We start from the raw sequence: 16,245 nt of genomic DNA, 5'->3' as shown, positions 1-16,245 counted from the left end.
GTATATCGCTCACGGCTTATTAAGTGATGTGTGCCCGCCGTTGGCTTTACGGATTTTCAATGGCCGCTGAAGATGCTTGGATGTTGTTCGGTTTTACTTCCAGCGCAAAAGGCATCAACGGTAAGCCAGCACTGTTGTACACGTTCGCGCGCTGTGGATAATCCGCCCAGGCGTAGCGAACCTGTACAGGCTCTTTTACCTCGTCACTCCAAACTCGAATTAAGTCACCATCCAGCTCGGCCTCAGCCCAAACAAACTCACCGTCTTTACCGGCAATCGCAAAACCCTCCGGCTTGCCGCCTTTACTTTTTAAACCACGATACGCGTGCACAGTGCTGATAAACGCTTTGCCATCACTCACCTGCATAACATAAGGCGCAGGCGCTTCGGACTGTAGACGAGTTTCGCCGTACACCTGCTGGCGCGCTAACAGAGCCAAACGCTCACCCACGGGCTTTTTATTCAGTGGGTGTATGTCATTCCACTCGCCCAAATCAATCGTCACGGCCATGGCAGTATTGGGCTCGGACAAAACTTTGGTTTGCGCCTGGCGCATTTCGGCCCAACCGCTCTGCACCGGCGCCTCAACCGGCTCGCCAAAGCCTGGCAGCTGAGCATAAATAAACGGCAGCTTTGGCTGGCCAAACTCGGCGCGCCACTGGCGAATCATAGTGGGCAACAATGTCGCATATTCATCGGGCTTACCGGCATTGCTCTCACCCTGATACCAGATCACGCCCTTGAGCTGCATGGGGGTAATAGGAGCGAGCATGGCGTTATAAATTCCCACCGGCTGGCTCATATCCCAAAACTCACGGGAGGGGGCCGGGCTTACACTGGCGCCTACGCGCGCGCGCCAGCTTCCTTCCAATGAAATCTGGGTATCGCCCAGCTCAAGGCGGTAGGGTTTGTCTTTAACAAAACCGCCATTACCCGCGTTTGTCACAGCGCGTACCACAATGGTGTTGACCCCGGCTTTTAACACACCTGCGGGCACCTCATAGCGGCGCTGGGGGTACATATACGTCGTGTTGCCCACCTGCTGACCATTAATAAACGCGGTATCGGCATCCACTATCCGGCCCAGGCGCAGCATACCGGGCTTGCCCGCTGCACCGGCTGGTAGAGTGATGGTTTTGCGCAGCCAGAGCACACCACTTAAATTTTCTATGCCACTGTCGGCCCACTGACCGGGCAGGCTTATTTCTTGCCAATCGCTGTCGTCAATGGCTTCGGCTGACCAGGCAGGACTTGCGTGAGTACCCGCATCAGCTTTGTGTAAGTTTTCATACCAGGGGTTGGTAGTGGCGTTGTCTTTTGCTTTGGCGTTTTCCACATAACCAGGGGCGGCATTGCGCTCGGCCTGCTGCACATAGTGGGGGAAGTGCTTTAACGCCTCCGGGCTCATCCACGCCTGGGCGCCCGAGCCGCCATAAGCATTCATAATAATCCCCACGGGCACGTCTTGAGCACGCTCGATCTGACGGGCAAAAAAGTAACCTACGGCGGTAAAATTAAGGGCGTTGTCTGGGGTCGCGGCCAGCCACTCCCCACCGTTTAAATCGTATTCGGGGCCGTCGTAAACCGCATTTTTCGGCACTTGAAAGTGGCGAATACGAGGGTTGTCAGCCGCGGCCAGCTCCTGGGCATAACGCTCTTTAACGTTGGACATTTTCATTTCCATATTGGACTGCCCGGCGGCCAGCCAGACATCGCCAAAGTAGATGTCCGTTAGCTCAATGCGGTTATCGCCCTCAATCACCAACTTATGGGGCCCGCCAGCGGAGTAGGCCTCGCCCTCCCAGTACCAGTGACCGTCTGCATTCGCTTTAAAGCGGCCAATGGCTTCGCCATTTAACTGCACCCGAATATCTTCACCGGCATCGGCGCTACCCCAGAGCGTAAGCGGCAGATCGCGCTGCAACACGGCGCCAGAGGTGATTAAGCGATTGGGGGTTACATCGGCAAAAGCCTGCACAGCCAACAGACTGGCGCCGAAAATGGAGGTGATTAATGGAGTGAGTTTCATAGCCTGTTCTTATCTTTTATGGTCGATTTGACCATATTAAAACAAAAGCGCGTCACTGAAAACGGCGATTTTGACAAATGCAAACCCCAGTATTGACCCAAGCCTTGACGATTCGTCCGTTTAAAAGAGCCGTAAAACCAGAGACAAAACGCGAGCTGAGCGGTGGATTTTATCAATGCCAATTGGTTTTTCGAACGACGGCTGAAAACCTTTAATCCAGTGGATCATTTGCACCGTGACGCGCCAGCAAAATACGAAGAAAAAATTCTAATAATGCGAGTACCTGATTAAAAGTAGCGTAGTTTTTTCACCTATATTGAATCCAGCCAATCTCTGCGTTATTCTATTGCTTGGCGCTAGCCAAATTTCCGTAGTATGGATACGAGAATAATTTTCAGGATGAAACCTACCTTTTTTACACATCAGTTTTTCTTCCCTCCTTTTGATTTATTCTGTGCGTTAATGCGCACGGCACTGGTGTGTCTTATATAACATGGAGACCAAGATGCATATGAATGCCAAGTTAATGACTGCGCTTATGGCCCTGACACTTTCTGCGTGCGGCGGAGGTGGAGGCAGCTCTTCTGGCGAATCCGCTTCCAGCGTGACGTCCACTACTCAGTCAAGTTCTTCAAGCGTTGCCAGTTCTGAATCTACAGAATTCAATGAAATTATGGGACTGTACGATACGTCTTCTGGCACGGATAAAAATTATTACTATATTGATTCCAGCGGTAAGTTAACGGCCTACAACTACTTAGGCGATGGCGCTGATGCCGGTGATAACTGCTACCGAGTGGCAGTAGAAGGTGATGTAAATGCAGACATTACCGGGTCCAGCCTGAATGCAGAGTCGTCCGGTGATTATTCCATTAATATCGGTGGCAACACGGTCACACTGGAAATGACCGGCGATGAAATTACCCGAATAAAAGCGGGTGGAATTTCCGCTGGCGGCAGTATGTCGCTAACCTTAGGTGGCGTATCTTTCCGCCTTACCCCAGACAGAGCAACCGACTTAACCATTGATGACATCACCAGTATGATTTGCCAATAGATGGTTTTATTTGCAATAAAGCCCGCTTGAATGCGCGGGCTTTATTTTGGCTATCTTTAATCTGTTGTACATTCAGCCTTAACCCTTGGCAGCTGTTAGCGGTGCATTTCTTTCACTCACTTTCAAAAGACGCCAAGGTAAAGTGATCTATAAGTGCTTTAAGGCTCCAGAGCGAATGAATCAAATTCATTGTTCGGATAAGCAGTGCTTGTTCCGTAGAGTAAAAAATAGTTAACCGCGTCTATTCTTAAACAACGAATAAATAAACAGGCTTTTATTTCGTACTGTTTATTCTGTATCAAGTGCAGCAAAGCGGCCACCAAGAGCAACTGCTTCTCCTATAGAACGTTATAATTTTGACATTATTTTCAGCATGCGGGCACGGCTACGCGATATCACGCATACGACTGTCCTGCCAAAAACGCTCGGCCAACTCCGCGTCTACAAATGAAAAATTACTGGAGTCCGTTAATAGCTGACTAACAAGCTCAGCGTTAACTTGGTGGCCACTTTTATACCCGCTGAAATGGCCAATAATGGGAGCACCCGCCATGGCCAAATCACCGTACAAGTCGAGGACTTTGTGGCGTACAAACTCATTGGGGTAGAACAACCCTTCAGGGTTCATGACTTTATCGTCGTTCACAACAATGGCATTTTTAAGAGATGCACCGCGAGCAAAACCGTTTCGAGCTAAATTCTCTACGTCTTCCATCATACCGAACGTTCGTGCATCGCGTATGCTGCGGATAAAAGTGTCTTCATCCATTTTAATACCGCTTAGTTTTTGTCTGCCGATGACTTTCGCATCAAAATCAATGGTCATGTCGGCCGACATTTCGGTAGCGGCTTTTAAGCGCCCCCATTTATCGCCATGGTTTACTTCAACCGGGCGGCGCACCACAATCATGCGACGACGCGCTTTTTGCCGTTTCAGCCCCGAGGCCAGAATCAAATCTGAAAAGGTTCTGGAGCTGCCCTCAAGAATGGGCACTTCCGGACCGTCCAAAACAATTTTTACGTTGTCCACCCCATGCGCGGCAAAAGCCGCCATCACATGCTCAACGGTGCTCACGGTAACACCAAAACGATTGCCAATTTTGGTACTAAGGCGAGTGTCGCGCACGTTAAACCAAATAGCACGAACTTCGTTTTGTCCGCTCAGGCAGTCGCGGCGCACAAAGGTACGGCCGGTATTTTCCTCGGCGGGTAATACTTTCATAACCACGGGCACACCAGTGTGTAAGCCTCTGCCAAAGCAGGTAAAGGGAGTATTAATGGTGTGTTGGTAGTACTGTGTTTTCATCCTGTTACCTCCTGTTCGGTACAATGTCAGGATATGACTGCACAGCCCAATTGTTTTGTCTGATCGCGCCAATTGCTTTGCATTTGCTGCCAAGCGGCTTTTTTTTGCTTACACTAAACTTTTTTCACCGAGTACAGGCATGGACACAACGCTGACCAGCTGGGCGCAACTGATTTGGGAAACCCTGCAAGACGACGGTATCGACAGCCGTAGTGTATTTACCATTGCAGGTTTAGACCCTGCCTTACTATCGGACCCAACAGGCCGCTACCCGACAAGCGCCATGCATGAACTTTGGAAAGAGGGCGAAGCCCGTTACTCGAAAATGGACTTTGGCCTGGCTGTGGGCCAACGTTGGCACCCCACGTCCTTTAATGCTTTGGGGTTTGCCTGGTTAGCCAGTGAAACCCTGCACACGGCACTCGAGCGATTAGTGCGTTATGCACAGCTGGTGAACAGTGGTATCGTCGCCACACTGAGCACCGAAGGCACGGCGTATCGGCTGAGCATTCAACCCCATAAAGGCTCACATGGCGCTGCAAATCTGGCTGGGTTAACGGCTGTAGCGGTTATGTGCCGTACTTTATTAGGGCCCAGCTTTACGCCGGTGGAGCTGGGGTTATCCGGTGAATCGGCCAAGCACTCCAAAGCGGTACAGGAATTTTTTGGCTGTCGTATTCACTCTGGCCGCCAAATGAGTTACATCAACATCGACCGCCAGCAGGCGCACATTCACTTACCAGGGGCCAATTCGCAGCTGGCGCTGGTGAACGAACAGCTCGCGCTGAAAAACTTGAGCGAGGTTGCCGACAGCAATATTCGCGCGCGCGCCGCACAAGCCATCGCCAAACGTTTACCCACAGGCACCGTCAATGAAGACAGCGTCGCCGCCGAGCTTGCCCTGAGTACCCGCAGCTTGCAGCGCCGCTTAAGTGAAGAACACACCAGTTTCAAAGAAATGCTGGACAAAGTCCGCCGCGAACTGGCCAAGCACTATCTGGAATTGGACGAACATTCGCTGAGTGAAATCAGCTATTTACTGGGCTATGGCGATCAGGCCAGTTTTAGTCGCGCGTTTAAACGCTGGTTTGGTGCATCACCCAGCCAGTTTCGTACCCGCACCCTGAACGTTAGGGCCCAACAGTCTGCCAGTTAACACTTTGGAGCACTGTCATAAAACTTGCCTCAAACTGCCATATCCGCGTTAAGAATTTGTCACTTTTATCTGCTTGTATGGAGCGCCTGCACGAAGCGTCTGCAAACCGACGCACGTCGCATCCACACACGTCTTAATTATTTAGGTGCTCTATGAAAAAAGGAATTCTGGCAGCCGCCATCGCCATGGTGACCAGTCACGCTAACGCTGACTTACTCATTACCTCCGTCTTTGATGGTCCGTTACCGGGCGGCCTGCCCAAGGGCATCGAGGTTTACGCCACCGCCGACATTGCCGACTTAAGCGAATACGGATTAGGCAGCGCCAACAACGGCGGCGGCAGCGATGGCGAGGAGTTTGTGTTCCCCGCCGTCGCCATCACCGCGGGCACCTTTATCACCATCGCCAGCGAAGATGTTGGCTTTAGCGACTTTTTTGGCTATGCCCCAAATTACACCGGCAGCGTTGCCAGCATTAACGGCGACGACGCGATTGAGCTGTTTTACAACGGCAGCGTTATTGATGTGTTTGGCGCACAAGACGTCGACGGCTCAGGCACTGAATGGGATTACCTGGACGGCTGGGCCTACCGCAAAGACGGCGCAGCGGCGGCCGATCAATTTAACGCCAGCGACTGGCTGTACAGCGGTGCCAACGCTCTGGACAACCAAACCACCAACGCCAGCGCAAGCTCCCCCATTCCGCTCGGCAGCTTTGGCGGTGGCACTACGCCGGCCCCCGCCAGCATTATCATCAACGAACTGGACGCCGACACCGAGGGCACCGATGTGCTGGAGTTTGTCGAGCTGTACGATGGCGGCGCGGGCGATACCGACTTAAGCGCACTCACGCTTGTGCTGTACAACGGCAATGGCGATACCAGCTACGCCGCCTTTGATTTGACCGGCCAAAGCACCAACAGCGAAGGCTACTTTGTACTGGGCAACCCTGGGGTTGCGAATGTTGACCTAGCCATCGGCGATGGCAATAACCTGCAAAATGGTGCCGACGCGGTCGTGTTAGTTAAAGCCCCAGCCAGCAGCTTCCCCAACGGCAGCGCCCTGCCCACCAGCGATATTGTGGATGCTCTGGTATACGGCACCAACGATGCCGACGATACCGAACTGCTCGCACTGCTCAATAACGGCCAAGCGCAAGTAAACGAAAGCGCCGCGAACGGCAGCGCAGTGGACTCAAACCAGCGCTGCGAAAACGGCGCCGGTGGCGCACGCAATACCGACCACTACCTTCAGGCCGCGCCCACTCCCGGCAGCGCCAATAACTGCGAGCCAGCAGTGGCCGAGCTGACGTTAATCTCGGCCATTCAGGGCACCCCCGACACTTACGGCAGCAACAGCTATGGTGAAACCGACGTAAGCCCGTTGATGAATCAAATCGTTACTGTTGAAGCCATCGTAGTGGGCGATTTTCAAAATGGCGATGCCGACGACAGCCGCAACTTAAACGGCTTTTACCTGCAAGAAGAAACAAGCGATGAAGACGGCAACCCGGCCAGCTCCGAAGGCGTGTTTGTGTACCACAGCGATACCGACATCAACCTGGGGGATAAGGTGCGCTTAACCGCGCGGGTGGATCAATACTACGGCGAAACCCAACTTGCCAACGTCAGCGATTTGCAGATTATTGCCAGCAATGCACTGGGCGAAATCACGCCCGCCAGTATTTCTCTGGCCAACAACAGCGCGGTTACCCAGGGTCAGAACGGCAACTACCAGCCAGATTTAGAAGCCTACGAAGGCATGCTGGTCCGCTTTACCGACACCCTTACCATTACCGAGCAATACCAGCTGGACCGCTTTAATGAAGTGCGACTGATCGCCGGTGAGCGGCCCATGCAGTTTACCCAGCTGAATGCACCCAGCGTCAGCGGCCTGCAAGCGCACTTAGAAAACCTGGGCGCACGCAGCATTGTGTACGACGATGGTTTAAACGAGCAAAACGCCAGCATAAACAACTTGGACGGTTTCTCCCCCTACAGCGAAGCCACCGCGCCGCGCATGGGCGACACCATCAGCAACCTGACCGGCGTGCTGGATTACAAATGGGCGGGCAACGCTGCCTCGGGGGCGACCTGGCGGGTGCGTGCCAACGGCGATGACAGCAATCAGGTGGTGAGCAACACATCACGCCCCTCCGCCCCCTCGCCAGCGGGCAATATCAAACTCGCGTCGCTGAATGTGCTGAATTATTTCACCACTTTGGACAACGGCGGCAACACCGCTGTGGGCATGGAACCTCGCGGCGCCAACTCTGCCGACGAACTGGCGCGCCAGCAACAAAAACTGGTGAACACCATTGTGCAACTGGATGCCGACGCCCTGGCGCTGGTGGAAATTGAAAATGAGTTTGATAACACCAATGACGGCTCCACCGCACTGGAAACCTTAGTCAATGCGGTAAACGCCGAGCTGGGTAACCAGACTTACGATTATGTTTACCCGGGCTCACAGTTTGTCGGCACCGATGCCATTGCGGTGGCAATTATTTATCAAACCGACAGCTTAAGCCTGGCCGAAGCAAGCACCCCGGCCCTGCTGAACGACTCGGCCGCCGCCAGCCTGGATGTGTTTGCCACGCGCGACTTTAACGCCAACCCTATCTTTAACGGCCCAGCCACCAACCGCGTCGCCTTAGCGGCAAGCTTTCAGTACGTCGAATCCGGCGAGCGCTTCACTCTGGTGGCCAACCATTTTAAATCCAAAGGCAGCTCCAGCCTGGAAGACAGCGGCGATATTAATTACGACCAAAACGACGGCGCCGGTTTCTGGAATCAGCGCCGCCTGGACGCCGCCACCGCGTTGGTGAATTGGCTGGACACCTCACCCACGGGCATAGACACGGACCAGATTGCCATCGCCGGTGACCTGAACGCCTACGCCGCCGAAGCGCCGCTGCAGTACCTTTTAAATCACGGCTATGTAAACCCGGAAACGGCCAGCGATTACTCCTATGTTTTCGATGGCCAAACCGGCACCCTGGATTATGTTCTGCTCAGCAGCACCCTTGCCGATAAACTGGCGGGCCACGCCATCTGGAACATTAACGCCGATGAAGCCGACGCCCTCGACTACAACCTGGATTACCAGCGCGACGCCAGCTATTTCAACGGCAATACGGCTTATCGCAGTTCAGACCACGATCCGTTAATCGTGGGCTTGCAACTGCAAAGCCAGGGTCTAACGCTGGAAGAGTTAATCAACCGCTTCAGCGAAATGTTGCTCAGCGGCCAACTGCAAGGCAACGGCCGCTGGTCTGTGATTCAATCCATTAACGCCCTGCTCTATTACGTTACCCTAGAGAAAGCACAATGGTTTGATAACCGCGACCGCCAACAGCAAGCCTGTCACTTTTTAGATAAAGCCGTTAAATACGCGGACGGTGACCGTAACGATTGGATTACAGGTGATGGACTCAACCAATGGAACAGCGCCTTAGCGGGAGTCATAACGGCTAAGTGCGATTAACCGAAAACCCGCCAGCGGCACCGCTGGCGGGTTTGTTTTTTAAGGGTAGCAACGCCGCCGCGCCGCAGGTGAATTGTTAAATAACCAGCTAACGGCTGGAATACTGCACCCACGCTTTGGCCGGGGCAATATACACGAAGTCCGAAGCCATACACTGCATTAACCGCACATCACCGTGACTGGGCGGGTCGTAATCTTCCAACCCTTCCAACAACAAACTGTTTTGCATGGGCTCTTTGCGCGTCAGTTGTGCGGGTATGTCTTGCACATGCAGCTCCTGCGCCGACCAACTCAACCCATCGCGCTCCTGCGCAGAGCTTTTTGTGTCGTGTTCATCAATAAACACCGCGCAAGTACCCGCCATTTTTTTGTAAGCCATATCCAGCCCTGTGTTTAAAAGACACTATGGTAAATCGTCTTCTGGCAAGGAGGCTTGATATAAATCAGGTATGAAAGAAACACTAAAAAAGAACACGGCCCTGTTAAACACCCTCTGAGGGTCAACCGCTAAATCGGAATGCATTAAACCAATATCGTTTAAGCCGTAATGACGCGGACTCTTTAGTCCGCCAATCAGAATCAATACACATTATTGTGCAGGTTCGGTTACTTTTCTTCTGCCAACGGAAAGCAATCCGGTCCAAAACAGCGCCTCGAGTATAAGACCCATACCAAAAAAGATCGCGCCCCCGGCCGGAATGCCAAAAACATAGCAAGCGATAGCGCCGAAAAAGCAGCCGATTACAATCAGCAAGCGGGTCATGAGTTTCATCGCAAAATTCTCCTTAGCGGTGCTTTATACTATGCCGCTTTACCTTAGGGCTCAAGCTTACAGATGTTTATTACCCTTTTAACCCACTCGGAGGAGCTTAAAAAAAGCACCAATACCGGCCAGATAGTGTTGGAGCAGGCTCGTGTTTTCGGCATTAAATGTGAACGGGTTATCTGGCAGCGCAAAGCCCCCGATGCAGCGTTGTTGCAACGTTTGGCGCAACCCAGCGCTCTGCTGTACCCCAGTGATAATGCTGAGCCTTGGTCTGATGCCGCGCCCGCGCATATTGTGTTGATTGATAGCACCTGGCAGCAGGCGCGAAAAATTTATAACCACAGCCCTTACCTGCACAGCCAGCCACATCTGAAACTCCATGCGGCTCAATCACGCTTTACCCTCAGACGCAATCAAATCCTGGGCGGTCTTTGCACCTGCGAGGCAGTCGCGACAATTGCACAGAGTGCAGGGCTTTCGGGCTTCGCGCAATCGTTAGATTCTGCACTGGCAAAGTTCATATTAACCCGGCAACTCTAATTATCGAGTTAATATCGACGCAGGAGCCCCGAAGGCGAGCGCAAACCACCCTTAGCGCACACGGCGCCAGTGCTCTTCCTCCACCGCTTTACCATTTTCAACTCGCTTGGTGTGCCAATCATCGCCCTCAAGCGTAAAGCTAAAGGTGTAACTCGTTCCGTCTTTAACGCTGTAGGACAAAAGTTCGGGTGTTTCTGTGTATTGATCGCCATTAACCTTGTAGGGGCCTGTACTCGCCGCCCAAAATTCGCCGCCTTTGCGGGAGACAAACGCGTAATCGGTAGCGGTAAGAACTTTACGGGACACCATAGCTTCCAAATCGTAGGCAACCTTTTCCCCATCGGCTTGCAGCAAATAACCATTGACCAGCTCCCAGGTGCCGGATAAATCGGTTGACTCTTCCGCGCTGGAATACTGACATAACGAGACAGATAACAATAAAAACAAGGAGCTAAATTTCATAAGGTTTCCTTTAGGCACAAATTGGTATTGTTATCATCTATCTTGGCATTTATTGTTGTGCCGCGATTATGCCATAAAAAAACCGGGTGACGCCCGGCAAACTGACGATATCAAATACCTCGCTTATTAAAAGGTTTTCACCGTGCTCGCGCCCGAGGTTTTTATCTCCAGCGAGGGCGAACCGCCGTAACGCACGTTAGAAGCGCCCGACAAATTGGCTTTTAGTTGATCCACCACTTCTAATGCAATATTCGACGCGCCCGAAGCACTCACGCTTGCCGAGCGACACACAAGAGGTTTGGCCACAAAATTACTGGCACCGCTTAACTGTAACGTCAGCGTTGTCAGCGTACCGCCACCTGAAGCCTCAAGGTTAGAGGCACCGGTAAGTTCCATTTTTGCGTCATTGGCGATAAGGGTTTTTGCTTCTAGCTTGGTGGCTCCCGTCATTTCGACCACGAGGTTTTCAACCTTAAGCGATTGTTTGAAAGCCATAAAACTCGCACCCACCATAGTGATGCGCATATCGCCAGCGTTTAAGGTTTCAGCGTAAAACGCCACCTCACCAATCAGTTCAATCCACTCAAGGTTTGGGAGCGAGACTTCAACCTCAAGTTCAGCATCGCCCACGCCCCAGAAGCTCCAGAACCCGGACTTGCCCGTAACCTTAAAACGGCTTTTGTCTTCGTCAATATCAACATCGTCCCAATCGCCGTCCACCAAGGTCACTAACGCTTGGGCGTTATCGGATTGGGTAAAATGGACGGTGATGTCACCGTTGAACTCCAGCTCTGTTACCTCAGCCAAGGTAAAAGAACGGGTAATGGGTTCGGCGTATAAACCAGCAGACGCGGTGCACAGCAGTAGCAGACAAATCAGTCGGGTAACCATAAGATTCTCCTTGGTAATGGTTACCCGTAAGACGCACAAACTTTTCCTTTGGATGCAGCTATTTTTTAGCGGCGTTTCGTGTGCTGGCTTCAAACATCAAATAAAGCGGTGTGGCCACCGCAAGAGGCAATAAGTAAAACACGCAGCGATAGGCAAACAACCCCGCCAGTATGTCGGTTTTTTCTACCTGACCGGCGAGCAAAGCAATAAAGACGGCCTCAAGCACACCCAAGCCACCCGGAATATGGGTAATAACACCCGCTAATGCGCTCACCAGTAAAACCGCAAACACGGTTGGGAAAGCGACATCGTCGGCCATAAATTGATAAATCACGCTCGCCATAAGCGTCCAATGGGCGCAGGCCATCACCAGCTGCAACAGTGAAATTCGCGCAGGCGGCAGAGTAACCGTCGTGGACTTAAACGTATACTCGCGCTTACTGGCGCGCCAGCAGGTGGCCACATAGGCTGCAACAATCACAAGAAAAACGGCGCCTATAACCTGTAAGGCGGTTTTACCTACGGCCCAGGAGTCGGGTGGATCAATTTGCCCTGACACAAACAAACCACCGGCCAGCAATACATAGCCTAGCCAATTTGTGGCAACACTGATGCCGAGAATTCGCGTGACATCAGACGCTTTAATTCCTAAGCGGGAATACAAACGATAGCGAAACGCCACGCCACCCACCAGCGAACTTAAATTCAGGTTAAACGCGTAACTGAGCCAGGCGGCAAACCACATTTTTGGCCAGGCAACCTTAAGCCTAAGCAGGTAACGACCCAGCAAATCGTAGCTGGCATAAACGCAATAACATAAGAAACCCAGGCCCGCGCCAGTTGCCAAGCTGGTCAATGAGGTTTCTTTCAAGGTTTGCCACACCTTACCCCACTCGATGGTCGCGCCCTGTTTAATAATCAGCGCCGCTACCAGTACGAAAAACACAACAGTCAGTATTTTTTTAAGCAATGGCCAGGGCAGTTTTTCACGCGCAAAGCTATAGCCATCTGCAAACTTGCTTTTTACCGCTTGAGCTGTCGTCATGCTTATACCTCGGCCGAATGATAATCAGTTTTTTTCACCCGGCGCGCTCCACGGGACTCCGGATACCGACGACTTAGCTCGTCACTTTTACTCTCGCCCGTGTCAGTGTTCCATTCTCTTTTTAACTCACGAATGGTTGGCGTATGGGCAGGAAACAAACCGTTCAAGCGCGGAAAATAACGCAGCGCGTGATACATAAAAAAGTCTTTAACCACCAGGTACCAGGCGCGACGTTTAATCCAGCTGTTTTCAATAAGCTGGCTACCTTCAACCAGGGTATTAATTTTTTCACCAATCTGGGCATTAAAGTGTTTGTCTTTAACCAGAATATTGGCTTCGAGATTAAACGCGAGGCTGAGTGGATCAAGATTACTGGAGCCAATAGTGGCCCACTCATCATCAATTAATGCAATTTTGGCGTGCAAAGGTCTGTCGCGGTATTCGTAAACCTTTACCCCACTTCGCACCAGCACCTCATACAGGGTGCGTGCCAGCGTCAGGGCAAATGGAATATCCGGATCACCCTGCAACACCAGCTTTACCTCAACACCACGCTTGCGTGCCTGCCGTATGGCGCGCATAAAGCGGTAGCCCGGAAAAAAATAAGCGTTGGCAATCCAAATACGCTTTTTTGCCTGACGCATGGCCGCCAAATAGGACTTTTCAATATTGCTGCGATTGTGACGGTTATCACGCGACACGAATGCCACCTCACTGTTGCCTTCACGTGGTGGATTCTCGATAAAAGCTATACTGTCTTGCAAATTTTTATCTCGTGCGTCGCGCACATAGCTTTTGCACAGCTCACGAATTTCGGGCACCACGGGGCCTTCAATCTCAACCATATAATCGGTTTTTCCGTGAGGCCCACAGCCGATTAAATGATCGTGACAAAAATTAATACCGCCAATAAAAGCGTAGCGACCGTCAATAACCGCCAGCTTGCGGTGCAGTCGGCGAAACAGCTTAGGGCGGCCGTTGTACCACTGAGGTTGCGGGTCGTAAATTTGAAACACAATGCCCGCTTCGGTCAGCTCTTCAATGTATTCTTTTTTTAGAAAGTGGCTGCCCCAGCTGTCGGCGGTTACGCTAATCCATACGCCTCGCTTGGCCGCTCGCAGTAACGCCTTTTTAATGTCCCCGCCTACACGGTCATCTTCCAGAATAAAGGTTTCCAGAAAAATTTCGTGCTTGGCGGCGCGGATGCGGCGCAGCAATGTGGGAAAAAACTCTTCACCATTCTGCATCAGGCTGAGCTTGTTCCCTTGCGAATATCGACCTTTAAAATTACGGAACCCAAACATGTTTTACTCCGGTTTCAGAATTCAACTTCTGCCAATAGGGGAGCATGATCCGACAGTCTCGACCATGGCTTGCGCGACAGCACAATAGGCATGTGCGATTTTGCCGAACGCACGTAAATTCGATCCAGCCTGAGCATGGGGAAAAGTGCTGGAAATGTGCGGGGCGGTTTACCGTAAGCGTCGGTAAACACTTCTTGCATATGCGCCTCAGACGACAAAATCGGCAGGGACTTTTGCCGCCAATCGTTAAAGTCACCCGCCACTATCACGGCTTCATTACTGGGTATTTGGTTGACGTGCTCGGTCAACTTTTTCAGCTGAATCTGGCGGTGGTGCTCGCGCAAGCTCAGGTGCACACAGATGGCGTGCACCCTCTTGCCTTCAACATCAATTTGGCAGTGCAGTAAACCACGCTTCTCAATGCCGCTGAGGGAAATATCCCAGTTGTCCCAACTAACGATGGGGTACTTACTCAAAATGGCGTTGCCGTGGTGGCCATCGTCGTAAACGGCATTGCGACCATAGGCAAAGTCCTGCCAGATGGTATCGGCCATAAATTCGTATTGAGGAGTATCGGGCCAAAGCTCAGCGTGGCGACTGGACAAGCGTGCGTGCTCACCAAGGACTTCCTGCATAAACACTACATCGGCAGAAACGATGCGCACGGCGTCGCGCAACTCGTGCAACATAAAACGCTGGTTAAACGAGGTAAAACCCTTGTGGGTGTTTACGGTCAGTACTTTTAAGCTGGTCACAACTCCCCCGATCACGGCAAAAATTACACGTCTATTGCAAAAATAGACGCTAATGTTGCGTTTTACTGTTCGTAAAGAGGGTTATTGCAGGTTTGATGCCGGTTTTTATAACCGGGCGCGAGAAGAAAAGCTAACCGCGGCTCATTGCGTAAGCTCCGGCACTGATGGCAGCGGTGGTAAACACCCCCGCCACAATGACCGCCGAGGTTAACCAGGCATCAAAATTCATACTGCTGAGCAGGGGCAATGCCTTAGACCAGGGAAACACACTACCCGCCACCGCCGCAGCCGCAAGCCCCGCCCCCCAGTTGAAGACTTTAACGCGCTTGGGGCTCACCCCGGGCTCGGGCAGGCGGGCCATAACCTGATCGGTAAAGCCATCATCGTGCAGGTACTCATCGTCCACTGCGAGAGCCTCTTCCAGCCACACATCGAGTTTATCTTGCTTCATGGGTGAGATTCCCCTGCCAGTCTTGCAGTAAGGTTTTGAGCTTCGCCTTACCGCGCAATACATGTGATTTAACCGTGCCCACGGGCACTTGCATAAGCCGGGCCGCTTCTTCGTTGCTGTGCCCCAAATGATAGGTTAGGTGTAGCGCTTCGCGCTGAGCGGCGCTCAACTCGCGCATGGCGCGCTGCAAATCACGCCGAGTTAATTCGCAGCCTCCCTCAAACGCCGTATGACGGCTAATTTTATCTACGATTTCGCTGTCGGGCTGTGGGAGTTTTTTGCGGTAGTGGCTCATTAACTGGTTGCGGGCAATCTGGTACAACCACGTAAAAAACTGCGCCTGGCCCTTAAACCCGGCCAGGGCTTTATAGGCTTTAATAAACGCCTCTTGCGCCATATCATCGGCCAGCGCGTCATCGCCATTGCACAGGGTGCGCAAGGCCTGGCGCAGGCGCGACTGGTAGCGTCGCACCAACTGGCTGTAGGCGTGTCGGTCCTGGCGCTTTACCGTGCGCTCAATCAGAACCTGGTCGGATAAGTCCATGGCGTGACTACTCGGGCTTGTCTGCCCGAGCTTTGGTCTCTTTCCAGAGTTTGTAATTCACCGCGCCAATGGCCAAAGGTATAAGCGCCAGGGCCGCTACGTCCAGACCAACCAAAAAGAACAGGGCGATAAACACCGCGCCCCCTACCCACAGCAAGTACTGGCTGCGACGGTAAAGAGCGCAGGGGTTGGTGCCGTCTTCACCGCCGCTGAACAGGGTATCGGGTACCGGCTGGCCCGCCTCTATCAGGCGATTGACGATATCCAGCTGCAACTTTTTACGCTTGTGCAGGCTGTACATCAAAATAGCCAGACAGGCCACAGGGGTTGAAAACACCATCAAGATGGCGACGATAGGAACCAGATCGTGCATGGCTCGCTCCTTATTGCGTGATTGCGTTGCGGGGCCGATTAACCGTTTCTTTATAGACGCCCCCCAGCACAATTTGGATGC

The 16,245-nt window shown here is 52.3% G+C and carries 16 protein-coding genes; 4 read left to right on the top strand and 12 right to left on the bottom strand.

Features of this window, described 5'->3' with window-relative positions; all coding sequences use genetic code 11:
- Positions 1-46 precede the first annotated feature (46 nt).
- Positions 47-2,029, bottom strand: coding sequence for a sialate O-acetylesterase (locus D568_RS20455; protein WP_020210626.1), 1,983 nt, complete (start codon positions 2,027-2,029; stop codon positions 47-49).
- Positions 2,030-2,534: 505 nt separating this feature from the next.
- On the opposite strand from D568_RS20455, the gene D568_RS0116055 reads away from it, so the two are divergent.
- Positions 2,535-3,086 (top strand): hypothetical protein, encoded by a 552-nt coding sequence (locus D568_RS0116055; protein WP_020210625.1) that lies wholly within the window; start codon positions 2,535-2,537, stop codon positions 3,084-3,086.
- Between the two features lie 385 nt (positions 3,087-3,471).
- Here D568_RS0116055 and lpxC read toward each other — a convergent pair whose 3' ends face one another.
- On the bottom strand, positions 3,472-4,392 hold the full coding sequence (lpxC, locus tag D568_RS20450) for a UDP-3-O-acyl-N-acetylglucosamine deacetylase (protein WP_020210623.1): 921 nt from the start codon (positions 4,390-4,392) through the stop codon (positions 3,472-3,474).
- A 139-nt stretch (positions 4,393-4,531) separates the two neighbouring features.
- Between lpxC and D568_RS0116040 the strand changes: the two genes are divergently transcribed.
- Together D568_RS0116040 and D568_RS22065 are read left to right on the top strand one after the other, a co-directional pair.
- Entirely contained in the window at positions 4,532-5,548 is a 1,017-nt protein-coding gene (locus D568_RS0116040; RefSeq protein ID WP_157497934.1) for an AraC family transcriptional regulator, read from the top strand.
- Between the two features lie 152 nt (positions 5,549-5,700).
- Positions 5,701-9,033: an ExeM/NucH family extracellular endonuclease gene (locus tag D568_RS22065; RefSeq protein ID WP_020210621.1), complete on the top strand. Its 3,333-nt coding sequence runs from the start codon at positions 5,701-5,703 to the stop codon at positions 9,031-9,033.
- Between the two features lie 88 nt (positions 9,034-9,121).
- Here the strand turns inward: D568_RS22065 and D568_RS0116030 are convergent, their stop codons facing one another.
- Positions 9,122-9,412 (bottom strand): hypothetical protein, encoded by a 291-nt coding sequence (locus D568_RS0116030; protein WP_020210620.1) that lies wholly within the window; start codon positions 9,410-9,412, stop codon positions 9,122-9,124.
- A 210-nt stretch (positions 9,413-9,622) separates the two neighbouring features.
- A complete protein-coding gene (locus D568_RS0116025; RefSeq protein WP_020210619.1) occupies positions 9,623-9,805 on the bottom strand; it encodes a hypothetical protein in 183 nt (60 codons plus the stop codon).
- A 63-nt stretch (positions 9,806-9,868) separates the two neighbouring features.
- On the opposite strand from D568_RS0116025, the gene D568_RS20440 reads away from it, so the two are divergent.
- Positions 9,869-10,339: a DTW domain-containing protein gene (locus D568_RS20440; protein ID WP_020210618.1), complete on the top strand. Its 471-nt coding sequence runs from the start codon at positions 9,869-9,871 to the stop codon at positions 10,337-10,339.
- A gap of 51 nt (positions 10,340-10,390) precedes the next feature.
- Here the strand turns inward: D568_RS20440 and D568_RS21230 are convergent, their stop codons facing one another.
- From D568_RS21230 to D568_RS0115980, 8 genes are all read right to left on the bottom strand, one after another.
- A complete protein-coding gene (locus tag D568_RS21230; RefSeq protein WP_020210617.1) occupies positions 10,391-10,801 on the bottom strand; it encodes a hypothetical protein in 411 nt (136 codons plus the stop codon).
- Between the two features lie 126 nt (positions 10,802-10,927).
- A complete protein-coding gene (locus tag D568_RS0116010; RefSeq protein WP_020210616.1) occupies positions 10,928-11,692 on the bottom strand; it encodes a GIN domain-containing protein in 765 nt (254 codons plus the stop codon).
- Between the two features lie 58 nt (positions 11,693-11,750).
- Positions 11,751-12,737, bottom strand: coding sequence for a lysylphosphatidylglycerol synthase domain-containing protein (locus tag D568_RS0116005; RefSeq protein ID WP_020210615.1), 987 nt, complete (start codon positions 12,735-12,737; stop codon positions 11,751-11,753).
- Positions 12,738-12,739: 2 nt separating this feature from the next.
- Positions 12,740-14,041: a cardiolipin synthase ClsB gene (gene clsB / locus D568_RS0116000; protein ID WP_020210614.1), complete on the bottom strand. Its 1,302-nt coding sequence runs from the start codon at positions 14,039-14,041 to the stop codon at positions 12,740-12,742.
- Between the two features lie 14 nt (positions 14,042-14,055).
- Positions 14,056-14,796, bottom strand: a complete 741-nt coding sequence (locus tag D568_RS0115995; RefSeq protein WP_020210613.1) for an endonuclease/exonuclease/phosphatase family protein — start codon at positions 14,794-14,796, stop codon at positions 14,056-14,058.
- 130 nt (positions 14,797-14,926) lie between these two features.
- A complete protein-coding gene (locus D568_RS21225) occupies positions 14,927-15,247 on the bottom strand; it encodes a hypothetical protein (protein WP_020210612.1) in 321 nt (106 codons plus the stop codon).
- Positions 15,234-15,791 (bottom strand): RNA polymerase sigma factor, encoded by a 558-nt coding sequence (locus D568_RS0115985; RefSeq protein WP_020210611.1) that lies wholly within the window; start codon positions 15,789-15,791, stop codon positions 15,234-15,236. Before D568_RS0115985 ends, D568_RS21225 begins: the two co-directional genes overlap by 14 nt.
- 7 nt (positions 15,792-15,798) lie before the next feature.
- Positions 15,799-16,164, bottom strand: coding sequence for a DUF6249 domain-containing protein (locus D568_RS0115980; protein ID WP_020210610.1), 366 nt, complete (start codon positions 16,162-16,164; stop codon positions 15,799-15,801).
- Positions 16,165-16,245: the final 81 nt, after the last annotated feature.

It is taken from the genome of Gilvimarinus chinensis DSM 19667, assembly GCF_000377745.1.
Lineage (GTDB): Bacteria > Pseudomonadota > Gammaproteobacteria > Pseudomonadales > Cellvibrionaceae > Gilvimarinus > Gilvimarinus chinensis.
Note: the sequence above shows the minus strand (reverse complement) of the source record. Positions and strands in the feature narration are given on the sequence as shown.